We start from the raw sequence: 22,148 nt of genomic DNA, 5'->3' as shown, positions 1-22,148 counted from the left end.
CGAACGCCATCGCGAGCGAGGAATCCGCGCACATGTATCTGTCATCCACCGCCCCCAACCCCAGAGTTCTCCATCTCACCCAACCGGTGGACGGCGGTGTGGCGCGCGTCGTGACGGATCTGGTCGCGGCACAGCTCTCGGACGGCCTGGACGTCACCGTGGCCTGCCCCGACAGCGTGCTCACCGCGAGACTGCGCACGCTCGGGGCGCGCGTACGGCACTGGCACGCGACGCGGTCGCCGGGTACGTCGCTGGTCCGGGAGGTACGGCATCTGGCCCGGGTGATCGACGAGGTGCGCCCCGATCTGGTGCACGCGCACAGCGCCAAGGCCGGACTCGCCGGACGCCTCGCGGTGCGCGGGCGGATCCCGACGGTCTTCCAGCCGCACGCCTGGTCGTTCGAGGCGGTCGGCGGGGGCACCGCGGCCCTCGCGCTCATGTGGGAGCGCTGGGGGGCGCGTTGGGCCTCGCGCACGGTGTGTGTGAGCGAGGCGGAACGCGCCACCGGGATGGGCGCCAGGATCACCGGCCGCTGGACCGTCGTCCCCAACGGCATCGACCCGGAGCGCTTCCACCCGGCCACCGCCGGCCTGGTGCGCTCCGGGCTCCCGCCGCTCACCGGCGTCCACCCGGCGGCACCGCTCGTGGTGTGCGTGGGGCGGCTGTGCCGGCAGAAGGGGCAGGACGTCCTGCTGCGGGCCTGGGACGACGTCGTACGGCGGGTGCCCGAGGCCCGTCTCGTCCTGGTCGGCGACGGGCCGGACCACGACCGGCTGCGCGAAGAGGCCCCGCAGTCCGTGGTGTTCACGGGAGCCGTCGCCGACGCCTCCCCCTGGTACCAGGTCGCCGACCTCGTCGTCCTGCCGTCCCGCTGGGAGGGCATGGCCCTGGCGCCGCTGGAGGCCATGGCCTGCGGGCGGCCCGTGGTGGTCACGGACGTCGACGGTGCCCGCGAGAGCCTGCCGCCCGCCTTCTCCGCCCGGTGCCTGGTCCCACCGGAGAACCCGGCGGCGCTGGCCGGGGCCGTCACCGCGCTGCTGACCGACCCGCTGCTGCGCGAGTCGCTCGGCGACCAGGGCCGCCGGCACGTGCTGTCGACCCACGACGTGCGGCACACCGCCGAGGCCGTCTCGGACGTCTACCGCGATCTGCTCGGCCCCTGGACCGCCGCCACCACCGGCGCCGAGCGCGGTCGGCGGCTCGACACCGGGCGTGGCGCCGAGGCGAACCGGACGACGCAGCTCGTCGAGACCACCGAGTACAGGGAGTCCATCCACTCGTGACCGCCGAACGCACCGTGCCCTCCCCCGGCGTACCGCCACGGGAGCACGGATCCTCACCAGTCTCGGTCATGCCGCCGCGCGGCCCCGCCACCGGTTTCCGGCTGTCCGCCCCACGGCGCCCGGCCCGCCCGGCCTCGCCCCTTCCACTGCTCGCCGCGGACGGCGCCGCCGCCCTGGCGGGCGCGCCGGTGCTCGCCGCGGCCCCGCGCCAGATGCTGCTCGTCCTCCTGCTGATCGTCCTGACGCTGCTGCTGCGCCGGCGCGACGGGCGGCCGCCGGTACCGGGGCTGCTGGAGGAACTGCCCGCCGTGTGCGGCCGTATCGCGGTGGCCTGGCTGGCGCTCGCGGCGCTCCTCGCGGCGTACCGGCCCGAGCACGCGCTGTCCCTGCGCACCGTGCTCGCGGGGCTCGCGCTGCAGGCGACGGCCTGCTGTGTGCTGCGCGGAGCCGTGCACGCGCGGCGGCGGGCCGCGCTGCTGCGCCACCCGCACACCGCGCTCGTCCTCGGCCCGGTCGGGACCGCGCAGCGCGTGGCCGCCGCCGTGCTGCGTCAACCGCGGTGCGGGGTACGGCCGGTGGGGATCGTCGCCGAGCAGCCCGAGGGCACCGAGACCCTGCCGGTGCTGACGAGCGCCGAGGAGGTCGAGCGGGCCGTCATCCAGAACGGGGTGCGGGCGGTGCTCGCCGCGCACCCCTCGGTACGCGCCGAACAGGAGCCGCTGCTGCGGGCGCTGGCCGCATCGGGCTGCGTGGTCTGGGAGGTCGACGCCGGCACCCCGTCGTACGCGACACGGGAGCGCCTCGCCGGATTCCCCTGCAGGCGACTGGACCTGTCCCCCGCCCGGCACGGCGGCACCGGCAAGCGGGCCCTCGACATCCTGGTGTCGGGGGCATTGCTGTTGCTGGTCAGCCCGCTGCTGCTGACCTTCGCCGTGGCGCTGCGGCTCAGCGACGGGCCGGGCGTGGTGTTCCGGCAGGAGCGCATCGGCAAGGACGGGGAGCCGTTCACGCTGCTGAAGTTCCGGACCCACCGCCCGGTCGACGAGCACGAGTCGGCGACCCGGTGGAGCGTGGCGAACGAGAACGAGATGCGCTGGTTCTGCCGGATGCTGCGGCGGACCTCGCTCGACGAGCTGCTCCAGCTGTGGAACGTGCTCCGGGGCGACATGAGCCTGGTCGGCCCGCGGCCCGAACGCCCCTACTTCGTCGCACAGTTCGGCCAGACCTACCCCGGCTACGCGGTCCGCCACCGGATGCGGACCGGCATCACCGGACTCGCCCAGATCCACGGGCTGCGCGGCGACACCTCGATCGAGGACCGCTGCCGGTTCGACAACGCCTACATCGACGACTGGTCCCTGTGGCAGGACGTGTGCATCCTGCTGCGCACCGCGGCCACGGTGGTACGTCCGACGGGGAGCTGAAGGGTGAGCCTCGCAATTACACCGCTCCCCCGCCGTCTTCTCGCGCTGACGCCGGCCCTGCCCGTGATGGCCGTACCCGCCCTGCTGGCCCTGCCGCGCACGCCCGACGGCGCGGGGCCCGCCGATGTGCTCTCCGGGCTCGTGGTCGTGTACTGCGTGATCCGGCTGCTGCGCGAGCGGCGGCGCCCGCTGTCGCCCGTCGCGGCCGTGGTGCTGGGGCTTCCGGTCGTGGGGCTCGCGCTCGCGGCCATGGGGGCGTTCTCGGCCGAGGCCGGGCTGACCGGCCTCGGACGGTATCTGCAGACCTTCGTCCTCGTCCCGGCGGCCGTGCTGCTCCTGCTGCGCGACCGGTCCGGCTTCCGGCTGGTGGCCTGGTCCTTCGTGGGGCTGGGGCTGTGTCAGGGGGCCGTCGGCGTCCACCAGTTCGTCACCCGCACCGGCGCCTCCTACCAGGGCGCGAACATCCGGGCGGTGGGCACCTTCGGGCCGCAGGACGTGATGGGCATGGCGACGGCGGTCTCGCTCGGCCTGGTGTGCGCGGTCGGGATCGCGCTCGGGCGGGTGTCCGTACGGCAGCGGATCGCCGGCGCCGGGTGCGCGCTGGTGCTGATGCTGCCGCTCGCGCTCTCCTTCAGCCGGGGAGCCTGGATCGCGACCGCCCTGACCTGCACCGTGCAGCTCGTGCTGACCGGGTGGCGGCGCGCGCTCAAGGTGGCCGCGGCCGCGGTCGCCTCGGGCGTGATCCTGGTGGGCGGCTTCGGCGTGGGCTCGGCGCTGCTGCAGCAGCGGATCGACAGCATCGCCCAGGTCGCCGACACCCCCGACCAGTCCGTCGTCGACCGGTACACCCTGTGGGCGTCCGCCACGGACATCTGGCGCGGACATCCGCTGACCGGCGTCGGACTGAAGGGCTTTCCCGAGTACCGGGACGGGCACGCCACGCTGGCGCTGTCGTCGGGCAGCGAGACCGACGGCGCGGGAGTGGCGTACCAGCGGCAGCCGCTGCTGTCGCCGCACAACATGTATCTGCTGGTGCTGAGCGAGCAGGGCCTGATCGGGCTGCTGGCGCTCGCCGGGAGCTGGCTGGCGCTGCTGGTGTGCGGGGTGCGGCGGCTGCTGCGCGTGCGCGACCGCGGCCCGGGGCTCGACTGCGGGCTCGTCGCCTGCGGACTGCTGATCTGGCTGCTGACCGACTTCGCGTACGGCGACATCGGCGGTCCCTCGACCGTGCTGATCGCCGTGGGTATCGGGCTCGTGGCGTGGTGGGCGCTGGCAGGCGACGCGCGTGCGGACGTCGCCGGCCTGCCCCGGGCAGGGGTGCGGGAGCGCGCCGAGGAGGCCATGGCGCGATGACGGTGGTGCCTTCGCAGACCCCGGGTCCCGAGACGGACGACGCGGCGACCGTGCCCCCGGCGCGGGCCGGTGCGGCTGTCATGGCCGGGGACGGCGTCACGGCCGGGGACAGCGTCACGGCCGGAGACGGTGCCGGCCCGGTGGGCTCGGCGCCGGCGTCGGCGTCGGCGTCGGCGTCGGCGTCGGCGTCGGCGTCGGCGGACCCGGCATCGGCATCGGCATCGGCATCGGCATCGGCGAACCCGGCATCGGCGAACCCGGCATCGGCGCCGGCTGACTCGGCGTCGACGGGCTCGGCGCCGGCGGACTCGGCGCCGGCGGACTCGGCATCCACGGGCTCGGCGCCGGCGGACTCGCCAGCGACGGACTCGGCATCCACGGGCTCGGCGCCGGCGGACTCGCCAGCGACGGACTCGGCATCCACGGGCTCGGCGTCGGCGGACTCGCCAGCGACGGACTCGGCTTCCTCGCCCGCCTCCGGGAGTTTCCTGGCCAGGGCCGCGCTGGTGACGGCGGCGCTGTCCATCGCCGGCTCGCTGCTCGGCCTGGTGCGCGACCAGTCGCTGGCGCGGCTGTTCGGTGCCGGGAGCGACACGGACGCCTTCCTGGTCGCCTGGACCGTGCCGGAGTTCGCCGCGACGCTGCTCATCGAGGACGGGCTGGCGATCGCGCTGATCCCGGCGTTCAGCATGGCGCTGGCCCGCCGCGCCCGGGGCGCCCCGGGCGATCCGGTCCGTGCCCTGGTCGGCGCCACCCTGCCCCGGCTGTGTCTCGCCCTGACCGCGGTGGCCGTGCTGGTCGCCGGCACCGCGCCCTATCTGGTCCGGGCCCTGGCACCGGGCCTGCCCGACCCGCGGCTCGCCGTCGACTGCACCCGGATCACGGCGACCTGTGTGCTGGCCTTCGGGCTCGCCGGGTACTGCAGCGCAGCCCTGCGGGCCCACCGCTGCTTCCTCGCGCCCGCGGCGATCTACGTCGCCTACAACACCGGCATCATCGCCTCGATGTTCCTCCTCGGCGAGGGCTGGGGCGTGCGCTCCGCCGCGCTCGGGGTGGCGGCGGGCGGCTGTCTGATGGTGGCGGTGCAGGTGCCGGCGCTGTGGCGGCGACTGGCCTCTCCCGCCCAGCCGCTCGCGAAGGCCGGGTCCGTCGTCGAGGAGCGGCCGATGCAGGTCGCGCTGGTCGCCGCCGTCCTGCTCTTCGCGCTGTGCCGCCAGTCGCAGGTCCTCGCCGAGCGTTTCCTCGCCTCCGGTCTGCCCGCCGGCGCCATCTCGCATCTGAACTACGCGCAGAAGGTCGCCCAGATCCCGATGACGCTGTCGCTGATGGTGTGCACGGTCACCTTCCCGGTGGTGGCGCGGGCGCTCGCGGAGGGCGACACGGCACGGGCCCGCAGCCGGGTGGAGCGGGATCTGGCGCTGGCCGCCGCTCTGGTGCTGGTGGGCATGTGCGCGGTGATCGCCTGTGCCCCGCAGATGATCGAACTGCTCTTCCAGCGGGGCGCGTTCACCGCGAGCGACACCGCGGCGACGGCGGACGTCATGCGCGTCTACGCCCTCGGACTGCTGGGCCAGACCCTGGTGGGGGCCCTCGTGCGCTCCTACTTCTCGGCGGGCCGGGCCACCTGGTACCCGCTGGGCGCGATGACGGCGGGCATCGTCGTGACGTCCCTCGTCGGCGCCGCGACCGTGCACTCCTTCGGCGTGGCGGGGATCGCCGCCGCCAACGCCCTCGGCATCACCGTCACGGCCGCCCTGCTGCTGGCCGGGCTGCGCACGGGCCGGAGCGACAGCCCGCACAGCGTCTCGGTCCGGGTCCCGCAGGTCCTGGCCGAGCTGGGCAGGCTGGCGGGCGCGGCCGCCGTCGCCACCCTCGCGGGGGCGTTCGCCGCGAGCCTGCCGGACTCCCCGGCGGCGGGCCTCGCGGCCGGCTTCCTGACCGTGACCTTCGTCTTCGTTCCGCTCACCTGGGCCCTCGGTGCCCAGGGCCCCGCGTCCGCTCTGCGCTCCCTACGCGCCGTCACACGAAGGCTCACACATGGCCGCTTCCGTTGATTCCCTCGACACCGGCAGACCCCCGGCCCCGCACAAGGGCCCCGTCCCCTGGGTCGCGATGTACCACTCGGTGGGCGACTGCTCCGACGACCCGTACCGCATCACGGTCACGCCCGAGCGGCTCGACCGGCAGCTGGCGTGGCTGCGCCGCCGGGGGCTGCGGGGCGTGTCCGTGGCCGAACTGCTCGCCGCCCGCGCCCGGGGCGAGGCACGCGGCCTGGTCGGGCTCACCTTCGACGACGGGTACGCCGACTTCGTCACCGAGGCCCTGCCGCTGCTGCGCCGCTACGACTGCCGCGCGACCCTGTTCGTGCTGCCCGGGCGGCTCGGCGGCGACAACGCCTGGGACCCGCTCGGCCCGCGCAAGCCGCTGCTGACCGCCGACGGCATCCGGCACGCGGCCGCCGAGGGCGTGGAGATCGGCTCGCACGGACTGACGCACGTCGACCTCACCCGGGCCGACAACCTCACCCTCAGGGCGGAGGTCGGCCAGAGCCGGGCGCTGCTCACGGAGCTCACCGGCGCCTGGGTCGACGGCTTCTGCTATCCGTACGGCACGGTCGACGCCCGCGCCGTCGAGGCCGTACGGGAAGCGGGCTACACCTACGCCTGCGCCATCGACCCGGGTCCGCTGACCGGTCCGCACGCCCTGCCGCGTGTGCACGTCGGCCAGAACGACACGGCCGTGCGCCTGCACCTCAAGCACCGTCTGCACCGGCTGCGCAGGCGCCCGGTGGAGGGCCTGTGAGATGAGGGCTCTGCACATCATCACCGGGCTCGGTGTCGGCGGCGCCGAGCAGCAGTTGCGGCTGCTGCTGCGTCATCTGCCCGTCGACTGCGACGTCGTGACGCTCACCAACCCCGGGGCGGTCGCCGAGGGCCTCACCGCCGACGGGGTCCGGGTCACCCACCTCGGCATGGGTGGCAACCGCGACCTGGGCGCGCTGCCCCGGCTGGTCAAGCTGATCCGGGCCGGCGGCTACGACCTGGTGCACACGCACCTGTACCGGGCCTGTGTCTACGGGCGGTTCGCCGCACGCCTCGCCGGGGTCCGGGCGGTCGTCGCCACCGAGCACTCCCTGGGCGACTCGCAGATGGAGGGCCGCAGGCTGACGGCGGGGGTGCGCCGGCTGTACCTCGCCAGTGAGCGGGTCGGTTCGTCGACGGTCGCCGTCTCCGCGACGGTGGCGGGCCGCCTGGAGCGCTGGGGCGTGCCCGCGCCGCGCATCGAGGTCGTCCCCAACGGCATCGACCTGGAGCGGTTCCGCTTCGACGCGGAGCGGCGCGAGCACACCCGCCGCGCACTCGGCGTGCCGGAGGGCGCGTGGGTCGTCGGCGGCGTCGGGCGGCTCAGCCGGGGGAAGCGGTTCGACGTCCTGGTGCGCGCGCTCACCCTGCTCCCGAAGGACCACTGGCTGCTGCTGGTGGGCGGCGGCCCCGAGGAGCCCTTCCTGCGCCGCACGGCTCAGGAGGCCGGTGTGGCCGGGCGTGTGGTGTTCACCGGCGAACGCCCCTACCTGCCCGACGGTTCGTCAGGACCCGATCTGCCCTCGCTCACCTCGGCGATGGACCTGCTCGCCTCCCCGTCCACCGAGGAGGCCTTCGGCCTGGCGGCCGTGGAGGCACTGGCGGCGGGCCTGCCCGTGCTCTACGCCTCCTGCCCGGCCATCGAGGACGTACGGCCGCCCGCCTCCGCCGGTGTCCGGCGGGTGACCGGCGGCCCCGAGGCATACGCCCGTGCGATCGCCGAGGTCAGAGCGGCCGGTGCCCGACCGCGCACGGCCTCGGAGGTCGCGCGGCACTACGGCATCACCCACTGCGCGGCCCGTCTCACCGACGTGTACGCGGCAGCGGTCTCCAGTTCCACATCCCCCTCTTCTCCGGGAGCCAACTCCTCATGACCGACACTCCGATCCGTCAGCGCCGCCTGCCCCTGGCTCGTCTGAAGGGGCTTCCCCTGTGGTCCGTGGTCGCGGCCGGCACCCTCGCCGGGGGCCTGCTCGGCGGTTCGTACGGCCTGCTCACCCCCGCCACGTACACGGCCACCAGCTACGTCATCGCCGTACCCGCGGGGAAGTCCTCGCCGGACGCCGCCCTCGGGTTCGCCCAGGCGTACGGCCGGGTCGCCACACAGCTCGCGGTGCTCGGGGACGCGCAGGTGTACGCGGGTGTGCCGGTGCGCACCCTGCAGCGCAGTGTGCGCGCGGCGACATCGCCGGACGCGCCGATGGTCGCCGTCTCGGCCACCTCCTCGAAGCCGGGCCTCGCCGTCGACATGGCCAACGCGGTCACCCGCTCGCTGACCCGGCACGCGGACGACACCCGGGGCAACACCCACGTACGGCTCGTGCAGTTCTCCCGGGCGGTCGAGCCGAGCGAGCCGACGTCCACGTCGACGGCGGTGACCGGTCTGGTCGGCGCGAGCGCGGGCGGTCTGCTGGGCGGACTGGCCCTGCTGGCGCGGCCGCGCAGGAACGGCCAGGACGAGGAGCCCGCCCCGGCCCCCTCGGTGCCGAGCCCGGCCGCCGCCGTCGATGTCCGCGGACAACGGTGACGGCGGCGGGCCTCGTCACATCAGCCGGACTACCACCAGTCGAAGCGCAGGCAGAGCTTCCCGCCGAGCCACTCCTCCACCCAGCTCCCCAGGTCCAGCGGCGTGCAGCCCGCCGGGGGCGTCGCCGTGCCGGGCGGGGTGGGCTTCGGCGTGGGCTCGAGGGGCGGGGTCGCCTGGTCGGTACGGCCGAACAGGGTGGACCGGTAGAGCTGGGACGACTTCGGGTTGGCCCCGCACTGCCACACGCCGTGCGGGCAGTAGTCGGTCAGCGTGTTGTAGAGCGGTCTGTGCTCCTCCATCCAGGCGAGCATGTTCCGCATGTAATCGGCATTGTCACCGTTGCGGAAGAGCCCCCATTCCGGATAGGAAATGGGTTTGCCGTGAGCCTTGGCGAAATCCACGTGGTCCTGCAACCCGTAGGGCTCTTTCACCTGTTGTTCGAACGACATCCCGGCAGGCTGGTCATAGGAATCCATGCCAATGATGTCCACCGTGTCGTCCCCCGGATAGCATTTCGTCCAGGGAACGGCGTCGCGGCCACGGCTCGGCGTGAAATCGAACCGAAATTTCTGGCCCGGCACGGAACGCATGGTGGTGACGATCCTGTTCCAGTACTTCTTCCAGGCCTCCGGGTCCGGCCCACAGCGATGGGTGTACGTGGTGCCGTTCATTTCCCAGCCGAGCACCAGGACGGTGTCCGGCACCTTCAACTCCACCAGCCGCTCGGCGAGGATCCGGAAGTGGTGATCGAACTCGCCGGCCGCGCCCCGTTGCAGCAGCCGCCGGACCTCGCTGTCGGAGACGCCCTCCTCGTTGCGCTCCTGCATGGGGACGTTGAGGACGAGCATCCGGTCGGCCTTCTGGTTCCGCCAGTGCGCCCACACGTCCAGGAATCCGGGAGCGCCCTCGATGTCGCGCCAGCGGTGGCCCGGCAGATAGGTGTGGCCGGCGCGCAGCTCCGTACCGCCCAGCCAGTGGCTGAACAGCGGCATCCGGGCCACGCCGCGGGCGTCGGACTTGAGGAAGACGCCGAAGGCCGGGGCAGGCTCGGCCGCCGCCGGGGTGGTGGTGGCCGGGGTCGGCACGGACGGCTGGGGGACGGCGGGCGACGCGAGGGCCGAGGGCGTGGGCACGGGCGGCGGCGGTGGGGTCGGCGCCGGAGCCCTTGGTTCGGCGGCTCGCGCCACGCCCGCCCCGGCCACGGGGCCGGACGCCATGGCGGCCGACGCGGCGACCGCCACCGCCCCCAGGGCCAGCCGGCGGACCCCGGCCCGCTTGTGCTGTGGGGCCATGCCTGCTCCATTCTTCGCTGTCGTCCGGACCACTGCCCCCGCATTTGTTATTGACGGGCAGTCATATGAAGTCAGTCATAGAAAAGCCCATGACGCCACCGCCGTTGCGGCTTTCGAGTGCCGGGCTCGCCCGCGCGGGTGAGCCGATGGAAAAAGAAAGAGAGAATTCGTGTCGCTGCTCGACACCCGCGTCCCCGCTGTAGTAATGCGGATCGACCGGAACCCTTTTCACCACGGAACGCTGGGGGCCGCCCGTTCGCTCGGCAGGGCGGGCGTGGACGTACACGTCGTCGCGGATTCCGCGGGAAGTCCCGTCGGCGCGTCACGCTATGTACGCCATATGCATTCCCCGCCGCTCCCGGGGGCCTCGCCGGACGACGTCCTCGCCGTGCTGCGCCGCGTGGCCGACCACATCGGGCGGCCCGCCGTCCTGATCCCGATGGACGACGCGACCGCGATCGCCGTCAGCCGGATGCGGGACGACCTCGCGCCCTCCTACCTGCTGCCGGCGACGCCGGACGGCCTGGCCGAGCGCGTCGCCGACAAGGCGGAACTGGCCGCCCTGTGCGCGGCCGTCGACGTCCCCTACCCGGAGACCCTGGTCCCCGACAGCCCGGCGGAGGTCGCCGACGCCATGCGGCGCCTCGGGCTGCCGGTGGTGGCGAAATGGAGCCGGCCCTGGCTGCTGCCCGCCGGCAGCGGGTTGCGCAGCACGACGCTGGTGCGCTCCGTGCAGCAGGCCCGGGAGCTGTTCCTGCGCACCGGCGAGGCGGGCAGCCGGCTGCTGCTCCAGGCGTATCTGGCACCGGGGCCGGACCGGGACTGGTTCTTCCACGGCTACGCCGACCACGCGGGGACCCTGCGCGGCGGCGGTCCCGGCCGCAAGCATCTGGCCTGGCCGCGCGGGGCGGGGCTGACCGCGGTGGGCTGCTGGACGCCCAACGCCCAGGTGCAGGCGCTGGCCGAGCGGCTCACCGACGAGCTGGGCTACCGGGGCATCCTCGACCTCGACTTCCGCCGCTGCGGCACGACCGGCCGCTACCACCTGCTCGACTTCAACCCGCGCACCGGCGCCCAGTTCCGGCTCTTCGCGGACAGCGCCGGCCTGGACGTCGTACGGGCCCTGCACCTGGACATGACGGGCCGTCCGCAGCCGGACGGGTCGCCGCTGGCCGGGCGGACCTTCGTGGTGGAGAACTACGCGCCGCTGGCCGCCCTGAGCGCGGCGCCGGGCGGACGCGACCGCGAACTGGCCTGGTACGCCGCCGACGACCGCTCCCCCGGGCGGGTCATGTGGGCCCTGTGGTGCCGGCATGTGTCGCGCCGGCTGCGTGAACGGCTGGCCACGACGACCCCGGCGGCGCCGGCGCCTGCGCTGATCCCCCGGGCCGCCTCGCCCTCCCTGACCGACAACGAGAAAGCGAGCAGTTGATGGTGTACGACCTTCTGGTGGTGGGCGCAGGCCCGTACGGCCTGTCGATCGCGTCCCACGCCGCGGCCGCCGGGCTGAACCTGCGCGTCTTCGGCCGGCCCATGGCGTCCTGGCGCGACAACATGCCCCGCGGCATGTTCCTGAAGTCGGAGCCGTGGGCGTCCAACCTCTCCGACCCGGCCGGGCGGTGGCGCCTCGACGTCTACTGCGCGGAGCAGGGGCTGACGGCGCGTCATGCGAAGCCGATCCCGGTCGAGGCGTTCGCGCGGTACGGCCTGTGGTTCGCGCGCAACGCCGTACCGGGCGTGGACGAGCGCATGGTGACCCGCGTGTCGGCCGGGCCCGGCGGATTCACGGCGGTCGCCGAGGACGGGGAGGAGGTGCACGCGCGGGCGGTGGCCCTGGCGGTCGGTGTGATGCCGTTCGTCGAGGTACCGCAGGCCCTGCGCGGACTGCACCCCGCGCTGGTGACGCACAGCAGCCACCACAGCGACCTCGACCGCTTCCGCGGCAAGGACGTCACCGTGATCGGCGGCGGCCAGGCGGCCCTGGAGACGGCGGCGCTGCTCGCCGAACAAGGCACGCGCGTGCGGGTGCTGGCCCGGGCGGAGGAGCTGGTGTGGAACGACGTGCCGCCGCCCTGGGAGCGCCCCTGGTGGCAGTCGGCCCGCTCCCCGCACAGCGGCCTGGGCCCCGGCTGGCGGAACTGGTTCTACGCGGAGCGCCCGGGTCTCTTCCGGCGGCTGCCGGAGCCGACCCGGGCCCGGATCGCGACCACGGCGCTGGGACCGGCCGGGGCGTGGTGGGTGCGGGACCGGGTGGAGGGTGTGGTGGAGCTGCTGCCGGGCCATGAGGTGGCCGCGGCGTCCGCGGTGCCGGGCGGGGTCCGGCTGGACACGGTGAGCCGTACGGGCGCGCCGCGCAGCCTGGAGACCGAACACGTCATCGCCGCCACGGGGTTCCGGGCACGCTGTGACCGGCTCGGGCTGCTCGCCCCCGAGCTGCGCGGCTCGCTGGCGGCCCTGCCGGACGGCTCCCCGGAGGTCGGGCACGGCTTCGAGTCCTCCCACCCGGGCCTGTTCCTCGCGGGCCTGGTGACGGCGTCGGGCTTCGGCCCCGCCATGCGCTTCGTGCAGGGCGCGGCCTTCACGGCGTCGACGCTCGTCGCGGGAGTGCGCCGCAGGCTCGGGGCGATGCCGGTGGCCGGCACCGTCCCCGCCCCCGTGGACGGCAACCGGAGCGACTCGCCGGCTCCCGTACGCCACTGACAGGACCGCACGGTGGCCCCGGGCCGCTGACGGCTGTGAGCCGTCAGCGGCCCGCCCCGCGCTCGGAGGGACGCGGGGGGCCGGGACGGCCGACACCCCCCGGATCACGATCGACGGGGGGTGCGGATGGGGCGGGTGCGGGTGCCGGACTGATCGCGTCCGGCACCCGGGAGAGGCTAGCGGGACGAGGCGGTGCGCCCGCGGCGGTACATCATCACGCCGCCGATGATCAGGGCGGCGCTGGCGGCCGACGCGGCCGCCATGGCCTCGCTGCCGGTCTCGGCGAGCTGGGGCAGCGGGCCCTCCTCGACGACCTCTTCCTCGGTGACGGAGGAGTCCTCGGTGTCCGGGGTGGAGCTCGACGGCTCGTCCTCGTCCGGGGTGGGGACCTCCTTGACCGGAGGCGTCTTCTCCTCGTCCTTCGGCGGGGTGTGGTGGCCGTGACCGCCGCCGGAGGACTCGTTCTCGCAGTCGTTGCCGTACGCCGAGTTGAGCGCGGCGGCTCCGTCGACGGAGTTGCCGCACACGTTCAGGGGCAGGTCGACGGGCGCCTGCACGTTGTTCCCGGAGAGCACGCCCGGGGACCCCTTCACGACCGCCGAGGCGTCCGCGCCGGCGCCGTCGTCGTGGTGCTTCGACTTGTGCGAGGTGTTCTTGCAGGAGTTGCCGATCGCCTTGTTGAGCGCCGCGAGTCCGTTGACGGTGTTGCCGCACAGGTTCACCGGCACGTGTACCGGCACCTGCACACTGTTCCCGGAGAGCACACCGGGGGAGTCCTTCGCCACTCCCGACGCGTCGGCATCAGCCAGAGCGGGGCTGCCGTACAGGGACAGAATCCCCGTGGCGGCGGCCGCCGCGAACGCTCCCTTGCTCAGGGTCTGTCGCAATGTAGTCGTCCTCCTGCTTGAAGAATGGGGCAGCGGTGAAAAGTTCGCAGCGCTGCCCGCTCCACTGCCTCATCAACCCGGCGCGGGAGGATTGGTTCCGCAGGTTCACCCGGTTGGCCCGCCGTGCGGGCGCGGGCCGGGGGCGTCTCAGCCCCGCCCGCCGGCCGCCTGTCCGATGGCCTGCGCGAGGTCGTCCACGGCCTCGTCCCCGGTGCGGTCGGCCAACGCCCGGGCTTGGTCGGCGAGTTCGCCGTAACCGTCCGGGGCTCCGGGCACGCGGACTTCTCCCGTGCGGAGGGCGACGGCGAACCAGGCCGCCACCGCGGTGACCTGGAAGCGGCTCGGGGCTTCACGCAGGGTGTCGTGCAGCGCGTCGGTCTCGAGGTCGCCGGTCTCCTCGTGGGGGTCGCGGGTGTCCGGGTCGAGCCAGCGGACGGTGGCGGTGGCGAGGTGGCCCTCGGCGCCCGGCTCGGTGCGTACGGCGTACAGGGCGGTGACGGTGTGGCCGGGGCCGACCTCGCCGCCGTCGACCCGGTCGTCGCGGAAGTCCTCGTCGGCGACGCGGCGGTTGTCGTAGCCGATCAGCCGGAACTCCTCGACGGTCGCCGGGTCGAAGGCGACCTGGGCCTTGGCGTCGCGGGCGGTGAGGTCGATGTGGCGCGGGAGTTGCTCGCAGAAGACCTCGCGGGCCTCGCCGGGGTCGGACACGTAGACGGTGTGGCCGTCGCCCTTGTCGGCGAGGTTCTCCATGAGGGCGTCGCCGTAGTCGCTGCCGACGCCGACGCCGAAGAGGGTGATGCCGTGCTCGCGGCGTTCGCCGGCGATCCGCTCCAGGATGGCGTCCGCGTCGGTGTCGCCGGTGTTGGCGAGGGCGTCGGAGACGAGGACGACCCGGTTGGTGGCGCCCTCGCGCAGGCCCTCGACGGCCTCTTCGTAGCCGGTCTCGACGCCCGCGCCGAGGTTGGTGGAGCTCTCGATCTCCAGTTCGCCGATGGCGTCGTGGATCTCGTCGCGGTTGCCGCCGAGGCGGGTCATGGGCAGGACGGTCTCGGCCTCGTCGCTGAAGGCGACCAGGGCGACCGAGTCGTCGTCGCGCAGCCGGTCCGTCATCACCGCGAGGGACTCCTGGGCGAGGTCCAGGCGGCCCGTCTCGGCCATGGAGCCGGAGACGTCGATGACGAAGGTGAGCGCGGCGGGCGGGCGTTCGCCGCCGCGTTCCGCGGAGCGGGTGGCGAGGCCGACGCGGACCAGGGACCAGTCCTCGTCGGAGGTGCGGGCGCCGTCGACGGTGACCGAGAAACCGTCGCCGTCCGGGCGTCGGTAGTCCTGGCGGAAGCTGTTGACGAACTCCTCGGGGCGCACCGTCGAGGGGTCGGGGAAGCGGCCCTCGGCGAGGGAGCGGCGGGCGTAGTCGTAGGAGGCGGTGTCGACGTCGAGGGCGAAGGTGGAGAGGTGGCGGGGGTTCTCCCGGCGGGGGTCTTCTCGGCGGTCGTCCCGCTGTTCGCTGAATTCGTCGCCTCGATCGGGCGCGCCGTAGCCGTCGCGGTGGGCGGCTTTGTCGCCCACGCTGCTGTCGGCGCCTGAGCTGCACGCGGTGAGTAACAGTCCGCTCGCGGCGGTGAGCGCGAGCAACAGGTGTCGTGTCCGGTACCGCTGCATCGTCCGTGCCCCCTGGGTCCGTCGGTGTCGGCTTCTTGCGACTGTGACGGCCCGGGGGGCGCGAACGTGCGGTACGGGGCGTTGCGGAAGCGTCTCGAAGCGGCCACGGAGACCGCCCGTCGAGACCGGTGGGTGATCCTCCGTTGACCTAGGAGACGACGTCCTTGCGGGCGAAACCCCGGAAGGCCAGCGCGAACAGCACGAGCGCGTACGTTACGGAAATCGAGGTGCCCTGGATCATGTCCGACCACTCCAGCTGGGGCCGGACGGCGTCGAGCCAGGCGTACTGCCAGTGCGCGGGCAGGAAGTGGCGCCAGTCGCCGAGGGCCGTCACCTCGTCGAGGACGCTGCCGATGATGGTCAGGAACACCGCGCCGCCGACCGCGCCGAGCGGGGCGTCCGTCCGGGTCGAGAGGTAGAACGCGAGGGCGGCGGTGACCAGTTGGGACACCATGATGTACGCGACGACGATCAGGATGCGCTGGGCCGAGGTGCCCGTGGACAGACTGCCGCCGGTGGGGAGTTCGAGCGGGCCCCAGCCGTAGGCCGCCGTGCCGACGGCGAGGGCGACGACCGGAAGCAGGACCATCGCCGCGAGGCTCAGGCTGAGTCCGACGGTGAGCTTGGACCACAGCAGCCGGGCCCGGGGCACCGGCGCGGCGAGCAGATAGCGCAGGGAGGACCAGCTGGCCTCCGAGGCGACCGTGTCACCGCAGAACAGGGCGACGGGGATGACGAGCAGGAAGCCGGCGGCGGAGAACAGGTTGACCGCGGCGAAGTTCGCCCCGGACGCGGTCGCCGTGTCCATGAGGTTCACCCGGTTGTTGTTGCCGCCCGGGTTGCCGCCGACCTGGAAGGCGATCAGCAGAATGATCGGCAGGGCGAACAGGACGCCGCCCATGACCATCGTCCGGCGCCGCTTCAGCTGCCGGACCAGCTCGACCCGGAAGGGCAGGGTGCGGCCCGCGCGGTAGCCGTCGGCGACCTCGACGGGCGGCTCGGCGAGCTTGCTCATGCTTCGGCTCCGATCAGGGTGAGGAAGGCGTCCTCCAGGCGGCGGTGCGGGCCGACCGAGCGCACCGGCACGTCCAGCCGTACGAGTTCGGCGATCAGCCGCTGGGGGGAGCCGTCGGCGTCGAGCTGGACCAGGATGCCCTCGTCGGTGCGTACGGCCGAGACGACGCCCGGCAGCGCGGCGACCTTCTCCACGACGGGCTCCTCCACCGGCGTGGCCGTGCCCACCAGGAGCGTGTCGCCCGAGCCGACGATGTCCTCGACGGGGCCCGCCTGGACGAGCTGCCCGTGGTCCATCACGACCAGGTGCGTGCAGGTCTGCTCCACCTCCGCGAGGAGATGGCTGGAGACGATGACCGTACGGCCGGCGGCGGCGTAGCGGATCATCACCTCGCGCATCTCACGGATCTGCGGCGGGTCCAGGCCGTTGGTCGGTTCGTCGAGGATGAGCAGGTCCGGCAGGCCCAGCATGGCCTGGGCGATGGCGAGGCGCTGGCGCATGCCCTGGGAGTAGGTGCGCACCGCCCGGGCGAGCGCGTCGCCCAGGCCCGCGATCTCCAGGGCCTCCTCCATGTGCGCGTCCTCGGCGGGACGGCCGGTGGCGCGCCAGTACAGCTCCAGGTTCTCCCGGCCGGACAGATGCGGCAGGAAGCCCGCGCCCTCGACGAAGGCACCGACCCGGGAGAGGACCGGGGCACCCGCGCTGATGGCGTGGCCGAAGACGCGGATCTCACCGCCGTCCGGCTTGATCAGGCCCATCAGCATGCGCAGGGTCGTCGTCTTGCCCGCGCCGTTCGGGCCGAGGAGACCCAGCACCTGGCCCTTCTCCACGCGGAAGGACAGGTCCTTGACGGCGTACCGCTCGGAGGACTTCGCGTACCGCTTCGTCAGGTCGGTGATCTGCAGCGGGACCTCGGCGAGTTCGGGCTCGGGCGGGGCGGGGGCGGCGGTGCGGCGGCGGCCCGTGATGATCAGGGCCAGGGCGATCACGGCTCCGGCGATCGGCATCCACCACACCCAGGCCGGCAGCCCGCCCTGGGAGTCGCGCTGGCCGAGGGCCGAGGGAACCAACAGATCGCCCTTGAGGGAGACGGTGTACGTCGCCGGGCTCGTCGGGGAGGCGTAGCCGAGGTCGGTCGAGGCGAGGACCAGGCGCAGCCGGTGGCCGTCGTCGATCTCGTGGTCGATCGCCGGGAGGGTGATGCGCACGTCCTTGCCCGCCTTGGCGCCCTCGATCCTGAGGGGCGTGACGAGCTGGGAGGGCAGGACCTGCTGGGAGCCGCCGCCGGGGCCGACGTCGTAGAGCTTCGCGAAGAGCACGGCGTCGTCGCCGGTGGACTTCACATGGACGGTGGCCGTGGGCGAGCCGGTGATCTGGACGTCTTCGCCGAAGGGCTTCGACTCGAACGCGGCGAACTGGCCGGGGAAGTCCAGCGAGACGCCGATGCCGAGCGAGGAGAGCTGGCTGAGGCCGCCGGCGCCGCCGAGGCCGGGCAGGGCGGAGACGCCGGGCGGGCTGGCGCCGGGCGGGTTGTCGAAGGTCTGCTCACGGCCGGCCAGGGCGATGGAGCGCTGCTCGGCCTCCAGGCCGGGGTAGCGGTCCGAGGTCACGCCGCTCAGGCGGGGTTCACCGTCGCCGGAGCCCGTGCCGAGGGTGCGGGTGACGCGGAACGCGGGGCCGGTGTCGGCGGCCTTGTCGTCCTTCAGATAGCGGTCGAACCAGGTCGTGACGCGGTCCTGGACACGGCCGGTCTCCATGTCGCCGCCGTCGTGGCCGCCCGCGATCCAGTCGACGTCGACGGGGGCGCCGTTGGCACGGATGGCCTTCGCTGCCTGGTCGGCCTGGCCGAGCGGGAAGAGGGAGTCCGACTGGCCCTGCATCAGCAGGGTCGGCACGTCGATGTCCTTGCCCACGGCGGACGGCGAGCGCTCCTCCAGCATCTCGCGCGCCTCGGCGTCGGGCTGGCCCGACTCGGCGACCCGCTCGTACATCCGGCACAGCGCGGGCTCGAACTTCTCGCAGCCGCCGCCGGAGTTGACGAAGATGCCGGCCCACAGCTTCTTGAACACGCCGTTCGGGAACAGCGCGTCGGCGAGGTTCCAGTACGTGATCGCCGGGGCGATGGCGTCGACGCGGTCGTCGTGGCCCGCCGTCAGCAGCGCGATGGCGCCGCCATAGGAGCCGCCCGCCATGCCCACGCGGGGGTCGCCCTGCTTGTCGAGTTCGACCTGGGGCTGCTTCGCCAGCCAGTCGATGAGCTTCGAGACGTCGGCGACCTCGCCCTTCGGGTCGTTCAGGCCGATCTTCCCGTTCGACTTGCCGAAGCCGCGCGCCGACCAGGTCAGCACCGCGTAGCCGTCTCTGGCGAGGCCCTCGGCCTGCTGCCGTACGTCCTTCTTGCTGCCGCCGAAGCCGTGGCCGAGCAGCACGGCGGGGCGGCGGCCGTCGCCGCCGGAGGTGAAGTACGAGGTGTCGATGCGCACGCCGTCGCCGGTGGCCAGGGTGCGGTCTTCGCGCTGGACCGGGGGCGTCTCGTCGTCCGCGACGGCCGTCCATGTGCCCGCGCCCGCGAGGACGACGACGGCGGCGCCGGCGGCGAGGAGCCGACGGGGTCGCCGAAGCAGCCCGTTCAGTCCGGGCAGTCGAAGATCCATGCGTCAACGGTACGGGGTGAACCTGTCGAACAGTTGTCGACTTGAGGTTGAAGTGCGTGTACTGCGGGTGCGGTACGGGGGGCAGCTCGGGTGGTCCTGTGGTCTGCCGGGTGCGGGTGCGTTGTGGTTGTTCGCGCCCACGCGGCGGAGCCGCAAATCGATACAGCCCCGCGCCCCTGAAAAGCTAGGCCCTTACGCCTCCGGTACTGACACCAGCCACCGTGTATTCCTGCGGGGGCGGAGATACAACGCCCAGTACAGGGTCGCCGCTGCTGAGATGCCGCCCGTCCACAGCAGGTACGTCGGGTCCTGTTGGATCAGGACGTAGAGCAGGACCACGATCAGCAGGAGCGGGGCCGCCGGCCACAAGGGCATGCGCCAGGCCGGGGCGTGCTTGTGGGGGGCTCGGCGGGACAGTAGGGCGGCGATCGCGACCAGCAAGTACATGCCCGTCACCGAGACGCCCGTGACGCCGTACAGGGTGTCCAGGTTCACGAAGCACAGGGCCGCTCCGGGGATGCCCACCGCGAGGGTGGAGAGCCAGGGGGAGCCGAAGCGGCCGAGGCGGGTGAAGAGGGTGTTGACCGGGGCGGGCCAGGCCTTGTCGCGGGCCGAGGCGTACAGGACGCGGGAGTTCTGGATGACCATGACGATCCCGGCGTTGATGATCGCGAGGGCCACGCAGAGGCTGACGAAGGTGCCGACGGCCGAGTTGGACCAGGCGGTGACCATGGCGGAGATGTCGCCGCCGGTCAGGGCGGCGAGGTCCGGGGCGCCCATCGTGATGGCGGCGACCGGGACCAGGATGATCACGGCGGAGATGCCGAGGGTGGCCAGGACCGTACGGGCCACCGAGCGGCGCGGGTTCTCCAGTTCCTCGGAGAGGTAGACGGCGGTGGAGAAGCCCTGGGTGACGAACAGGGCGATCGCGAGGCCGGAGACCACGAGCAGGGCCGTGACGGTGTCCGGGGCGCCGCTCGGGCCGGCCACCCGCATCGAGACCAGGCTGTCCGGCCCGCGTTCGGCGTGGGTGAAGCCCAGGACCGCCACCACGGCCGCCGCGATGACCTCCAGGACCAGGAAGACGCCGGTGATCCAGGCGTTGGCGCGCAGGTCGAGCAGGCCGGCGAGGGTGGCGAGCAGCATGACCGAGGCGCCCGTCCAGGACGGGTCGAGGTGGGCGAGGTAGTCGGCCGTGCCCATCGCGATGACCGGCGGGACGATCATCACGACCAGGAGCGAGAGGACGAAGACCAGCCAGCCGGCGAGGCGTCCGGCCAGGGTCGAGACCATCGCGTACTCGCCGCCGGCGCTGGGGATGAGGGTGCCCAGCTCCGCGTAGCAGAACGCCACCGCGACGCAGAGCAGCGAGCCGATGGCGATGGTGAGGGCGGTGGCGGTGCCGAGCGAGCCGAAGAGGTCGGGGACCACCACGAAGAGGGTCGAGGCGGGGGTCACGCAGGAGAGGGTGAGGAGGGTGCCGCCGACGACTCCGATGGAGCGCTTGAGCTTCCTGGGGTGACGGTCCGGCGCGTGCGCCACGGCTGTCTCGACAGGGCGGAGCGTGTCGGTCATGCGGCGGTTCCCATCGGCTCGGCGGTGGATGTGCGCAGCATCGAACACCGACGAAAAGCAGCCCGTCAATGCCCTTTCTCCTGCGAAATCCGCAGCGGAAACGCGATCTGGCTGACCTTTTGAGCACTTGAGATCAGTGGGAACAGGTCCGGGGGCGCCTGCGAGAACCGCAGGCGCCCCCGGAGAAAAAACCTCAGTGGTTGCGCGGGAAGCCCAGGTCCACGCCCGCCGGGGCGTCGGCCGGGTCCGGCCAGCGGGTGGTGACGACCTTGCCGCGGGTGTAGAAGTGCGTGCCGTCGTTGCCGTAGATGTGGTGGTCGCCGAAGAGCGAGTCCTTCCAGCCGCCGAAGGAGTGGTAGCCCACGGGGACCGGGATCGGGACGTTGACGCCGACCATGCCGGCCTCGACCTCCAGCTGGAAGCGGCGGGCCGCGCCGCCGTCCCGGGTGAAGATCGCGGTGCCGTTGCCGAACGGCGAGGCGTTGACGAGGTCCAGGGCCTCCTCGTAGGTCTCCGTGCGCAGCACGCACAGGACCGGGCCGAAGATCTCGTCCTGGTAGGCCTTCGCCGACGTGGGGACCTTGTCGAGGAGCGAGATGCCGATCCAGTGGCCGTCCTCGAAGCCGTCGACCGTGTAGCCGGTGCCGTCCAGGACCACTTCGGCGCCCTCGGCCGCCGCGCCCTCGACGTACGACGCCACCTTGTCGCGGTGGACCTTGGTGATGAGCGGGCCCATCTCGGAGGTCGGGTCGTTGCCGGGGCCGATCTTGATCTTCTCGGCGCGCTCGCGGATCTTCTCCACCAGCTCGTCGGCGATCGAGCCGACCGCGACGACGGCGGAGATGGCCATGCAGCGCTCGCCCGCCGAGCCGTAGGCGGCCGACACGGCGGCGTCGGCCGCCGCGTCCAGGTCGGCGTCCGGGAGGACCAGCATGTGGTTCTTGGCGCCACCGAGGGCCTGGACGCGCTTGCCGTTCGCCGAGGCCGTGGTGTGGATGTAGCGGGCGATCGGGGTCGAGCCGACGAAGGAGACGGCCTTGACGTCCGGGTGCTCCAGCAGGCGGTCGACGGCCACCTTGTCGCCGTGGACGACGTTGAACACGCCGTCGGGCAGCCCGGCCTCCGCCAGCAGTTCGGCGATCTTGAGGGACGCCGACGGGTCCTTCTCGGACGGCTTCAGCACGAAGGTGTTGCCGCAGGCGATGGCGATGGGGAACATCCACATCGGCACCATCGCCGGGAAGTTGAACGGCGTGATGCCCGCTACGACGCCGAGCGGCTGGCGGATGGAGGAGACGTCCACGCGGCTCGCGACCTGCGTCGACAGCTCGCCCTTGAGCTGCACGCTGATGCCGCAGGCCAGGTCGACGATCTCCAGGCCGCGGGCCACCTCGCCGAGCGCGTCGCTGTGCACCTTGCCGTGCTCGGCGGTGATCAGCTCGGCGATGGCGTCCCGGTTGGCGTCCAGCAGCGCCCGGAACTTGAAGAGGATCGAGGTCCGCTGCGCCAGCGAGGACTGGCCCCAGCCGGCGTAGGCCTCCTTGGCGGCGGCGACCGCCGCGTCCACCTCGTCCACCGAGGCGAAGGCGACCTTCGTCGTCACCGCGCCGGTCGCCGGGTCGGTCACCGGCCCGTGCGTGCCCGAGGCGCCTTCGACGGTCTTGCCGCCGATCCAGTGGTTGACGATCTTCGTCATGG

General features: G+C 73.2%; 16 protein-coding genes. 9 read left to right on the top strand and 7 right to left on the bottom strand.

Going from position 1 to position 22,148, the window contains the following annotated elements:
• Nucleotides 1-32 precede the first annotated feature (32 nt).
• From NNW99_RS24590 to NNW99_RS24560, 7 genes are read left to right on the top strand one after another with little or no spacing between them, the layout of a single operon-like run.
• On the top strand, nucleotides 33-1,283 hold the full coding sequence (locus NNW99_RS24590; protein WP_215121291.1) for a glycosyltransferase: 1,251 nt from the start codon (nucleotides 33-35) through the stop codon (nucleotides 1,281-1,283).
• Entirely contained in the window at nucleotides 1,280-2,707 is a 1,428-nt protein-coding gene (locus tag NNW99_RS24585; protein WP_215121290.1) for an exopolysaccharide biosynthesis polyprenyl glycosylphosphotransferase, read from the top strand. The genes NNW99_RS24590 and NNW99_RS24585 overlap by 4 nt, the downstream gene beginning before the upstream one ends.
• A 3-nt stretch (nucleotides 2,708-2,710) precedes the next feature.
• A complete protein-coding gene (locus NNW99_RS24580; RefSeq protein ID WP_215121289.1) occupies nucleotides 2,711-4,060 on the top strand; it encodes an O-antigen ligase in 1,350 nt (449 codons plus the stop codon).
• On the top strand, nucleotides 4,057-6,114 hold the full coding sequence (locus NNW99_RS24575) for a lipid II flippase MurJ (RefSeq protein WP_285439956.1): 2,058 nt from the start codon (nucleotides 4,057-4,059) through the stop codon (nucleotides 6,112-6,114). The genes NNW99_RS24580 and NNW99_RS24575 overlap by 4 nt, the downstream gene beginning before the upstream one ends.
• A complete protein-coding gene (locus NNW99_RS24570) occupies nucleotides 6,098-6,862 on the top strand; it encodes a polysaccharide deacetylase family protein (protein ID WP_215121288.1) in 765 nt (254 codons plus the stop codon). The genes NNW99_RS24575 and NNW99_RS24570 overlap by 17 nt, the downstream gene beginning before the upstream one ends.
• 1 nt (nucleotide 6,863) lies before the next feature.
• Nucleotides 6,864-8,015, top strand: coding sequence for a glycosyltransferase (locus NNW99_RS24565; protein WP_215121287.1), 1,152 nt, complete (start codon nucleotides 6,864-6,866; stop codon nucleotides 8,013-8,015).
• A complete protein-coding gene (locus NNW99_RS24560) occupies nucleotides 8,012-8,668 on the top strand; it encodes a lipopolysaccharide biosynthesis protein (protein WP_215121286.1) in 657 nt (218 codons plus the stop codon). The genes NNW99_RS24565 and NNW99_RS24560 overlap by 4 nt, the downstream gene beginning before the upstream one ends.
• Before the next feature lie 29 nt (nucleotides 8,669-8,697).
• Here the strand turns inward: NNW99_RS24560 and NNW99_RS24555 are convergent, their stop codons facing one another.
• Complete coding sequence (locus NNW99_RS24555; RefSeq protein WP_215121285.1) at nucleotides 8,698-9,960, bottom strand: glycoside hydrolase family 26 protein; 1,263 nt, start codon at nucleotides 9,958-9,960, stop codon at nucleotides 8,698-8,700.
• 169 nt (nucleotides 9,961-10,129) lie between these two features.
• Here NNW99_RS24555 and NNW99_RS24550 point away from each other — a divergent pair, with 169 nt between their 5' ends.
• Nucleotides 10,130-11,392 carry an ATP-grasp domain-containing protein gene (locus NNW99_RS24550; protein WP_215121284.1) on the top strand — a complete coding sequence of 421 codons (1,263 nt, stop codon included), beginning with the start codon at nucleotides 10,130-10,132 and terminating at the stop codon, nucleotides 11,390-11,392.
• Nucleotides 11,392-12,660, top strand: coding sequence for an NAD(P)-binding domain-containing protein (locus NNW99_RS24545; protein WP_215121283.1), 1,269 nt, complete (start codon nucleotides 11,392-11,394; stop codon nucleotides 12,658-12,660). The genes NNW99_RS24550 and NNW99_RS24545 overlap by 1 nt, the downstream gene beginning before the upstream one ends.
• A gap of 176 nt (nucleotides 12,661-12,836) precedes the next feature.
• Here NNW99_RS24545 and NNW99_RS38985 read toward each other — a convergent pair whose 3' ends face one another.
• From NNW99_RS38985 to mmsA, 6 genes are all read right to left on the bottom strand, one after another.
• Nucleotides 12,837-13,547, bottom strand: coding sequence for a chaplin (locus NNW99_RS38985; RefSeq protein WP_215121282.1), 711 nt, complete (start codon nucleotides 13,545-13,547; stop codon nucleotides 12,837-12,839).
• A gap of 147 nt (nucleotides 13,548-13,694) precedes the next feature.
• The gene (locus NNW99_RS24530; RefSeq protein ID WP_215121281.1) at nucleotides 13,695-15,206 is read right to left on the bottom strand and encodes a von Willebrand factor type A domain-containing protein; all 1,512 of its coding nucleotides are present in this window, start codon (nucleotides 15,204-15,206) and stop codon (nucleotides 13,695-13,697) included.
• A gap of 148 nt (nucleotides 15,207-15,354) precedes the next feature.
• Nucleotides 15,355-16,221 (bottom strand): ABC transporter permease, encoded by an 867-nt coding sequence (locus NNW99_RS24525; protein WP_215121280.1) that lies wholly within the window; start codon nucleotides 16,219-16,221, stop codon nucleotides 15,355-15,357.
• Nucleotides 16,218-18,875 (bottom strand): CocE/NonD family hydrolase, encoded by a 2,658-nt coding sequence (locus NNW99_RS24520; RefSeq protein WP_215121279.1) that lies wholly within the window; start codon nucleotides 18,873-18,875, stop codon nucleotides 16,218-16,220. The genes NNW99_RS24525 and NNW99_RS24520 overlap by 4 nt, the downstream gene beginning before the upstream one ends.
• A 192-nt stretch (nucleotides 18,876-19,067) precedes the next feature.
• Nucleotides 19,068-20,450 carry an APC family permease gene (locus NNW99_RS24515; RefSeq protein ID WP_215121278.1) on the bottom strand — a complete coding sequence of 461 codons (1,383 nt, stop codon included), beginning with the start codon at nucleotides 20,448-20,450 and terminating at the stop codon, nucleotides 19,068-19,070.
• A 193-nt stretch (nucleotides 20,451-20,643) separates the two neighbouring features.
• Nucleotides 20,644-22,146 carry a CoA-acylating methylmalonate-semialdehyde dehydrogenase gene (gene mmsA, locus NNW99_RS24510; protein ID WP_215121277.1) on the bottom strand — a complete coding sequence of 501 codons (1,503 nt, stop codon included), beginning with the start codon at nucleotides 22,144-22,146 and terminating at the stop codon, nucleotides 20,644-20,646.
• Nucleotides 22,147-22,148 lie beyond the last annotated feature (2 nt).

The organism is Streptomyces sp. CRCS-T-1, assembly GCF_024442335.1.
GTDB lineage: Bacteria > Actinomycetota > Actinomycetes > Streptomycetales > Streptomycetaceae > Streptomyces > Streptomyces koelreuteriae.
This window is presented reverse-complemented; position numbering and strand designations above follow the sequence as displayed.

Coding starts and splice junctions, on each gene's coding strand:
- NNW99_RS24590 (WP_215121291.1), top strand. CDS start 33: ATGTATCTGTCATCCACCGCCCCCAACCCCAGAGTTCTCCATCTCACC.
- NNW99_RS24575 (WP_285439956.1), top strand. CDS start 4,057: ATGACGGTGGTGCCTTCGCAGACCCCGGGTCCCGAGACGGACGACGCG.
- NNW99_RS24570 (WP_215121288.1), top strand. CDS start 6,098: ATGGCCGCTTCCGTTGATTCCCTCGACACCGGCAGACCCCCGGCCCCG.
- NNW99_RS24565 (WP_215121287.1), top strand. CDS start 6,864: ATGAGGGCTCTGCACATCATCACCGGGCTCGGTGTCGGCGGCGCCGAG.
- NNW99_RS24560 (WP_215121286.1), top strand. CDS start 8,012: ATGACCGACACTCCGATCCGTCAGCGCCGCCTGCCCCTGGCTCGTCTG.
- NNW99_RS24555 (WP_215121285.1), bottom strand. CDS start 9,960: ATGGCCCCACAGCACAAGCGGGCCGGGGTCCGCCGGCTGGCCCTGGGG.
- NNW99_RS24545 (WP_215121283.1), top strand. CDS start 11,392: ATGGTGTACGACCTTCTGGTGGTGGGCGCAGGCCCGTACGGCCTGTCG.
- NNW99_RS24530 (WP_215121281.1), bottom strand. CDS start 15,206: ATGCAGCGGTACCGGACACGACACCTGTTGCTCGCGCTCACCGCCGCG.
- NNW99_RS24525 (WP_215121280.1), bottom strand. CDS start 16,221: ATGAGCAAGCTCGCCGAGCCGCCCGTCGAGGTCGCCGACGGCTACCGC.
- NNW99_RS24520 (WP_215121279.1), bottom strand. CDS start 18,875: ATGGATCTTCGACTGCCCGGACTGAACGGGCTGCTTCGGCGACCCCGT.
- NNW99_RS24515 (WP_215121278.1), bottom strand. CDS start 20,450: ATGACCGACACGCTCCGCCCTGTCGAGACAGCCGTGGCGCACGCGCCG.
- mmsA (WP_215121277.1), bottom strand. CDS start 22,146: ATGACGAAGATCGTCAACCACTGGATCGGCGGCAAGACCGTCGAAGGC.